This is a genomic window from Pseudoduganella sp. LjRoot289 (assembly GCF_964252925.1).
Classification (GTDB): domain Bacteria; phylum Pseudomonadota; class Gammaproteobacteria; order Burkholderiales; family Burkholderiaceae_D; genus Rugamonas.
Genome location: NZ_CAXUPN020000005.1, coordinates 1 through 915, shown reverse-complemented (window position 1 = coordinate 915; position 915 = coordinate 1). Strand labels below are relative to the sequence as shown.

At 52.7% G+C, this 915-nt stretch carries 1 protein-coding gene; it reads left to right on the top strand.

Annotated elements, in window-relative coordinates:
• Window positions 1-442 precede the first annotated feature (442 nt).
• Window positions 443-915: hypothetical protein (locus ACSQ8Y_RS30220; protein WP_436270286.1), on the top strand; the 473-nt coding region annotated here is incomplete at its 3' end.

The following is a 915-nucleotide window of genomic DNA, read 5'->3' as shown; positions in this document are numbered from 1 at the left end:
ATAATTTGAGACGCGGCTTGCGCCGCGGGCTCCATCATCAAACGCCCACACTTATCAACTGTTAATTTTTAAAGATCTGCGGCATTTGACAAAGCGTTTTGTTTGTCAGCCGCGAAGAAGGAAGATTATGGGGCTTTTCGTTACTGCCGTCAACCCCTCGTTTCCTACTTCTATCCTGCGCTGCTTATGTTCAGCAGCGCGGGGACAGAACTATAGCAAGCCGCCATTCGGCTTGCAAGCCCTAACGCAAAATAAAGCAGCATGCAGCTGGCCGATATCAGCCTCGACGCCTTTCTGCGCGATGTCGCCGCCCGTGGTAACGGCATTCACTCAGGCTCTGCAGCGTAGCTGAACGGCCCCACTTGCGTAATAGTGTTGCAACAAATTAAACTCCAGCTTCCGGGAAGAAATTCCTCACCCACTGGTTTAGCCACAATCCTTCATGAAAACCGTTTCAATAACATTGCTCCTTGCCTGCTCCACTTGGGCCCGCGCCGACAATTACTGCGACTCGCCGGAATGGTCGATCACCCACAACATGAACCATGCCGAAATACTGAAAATTGCGAAGACGCGTAGCAAGATCGTCGACGTCGAATGCAGCATCGCCGAGCAAATCATTGCAATTCAGAGCGAGGAAGTCGGTATCCAGCGTTATCCGGGCCGTCTTCTTATCGCCGACGAGCGTGACCAAAGCTTCATCGCCACCCGGCGCACCGGCCCGTACACGATCTTCACGTATCGCTACAATCCTAACCAGTGGCTGCAGTTTGCGATGAAGGATCTGAGCTGGAAGGAAGGCGAGGCGCTACAGGCCGGGCCCTACAAAATCATTGCGGTGAAGGAATTCACGAATGGCGCCGGCTACCAGGTCAAACTGCTGGTAGCCGAAAATTTCCAATTTTACGGGAAGTA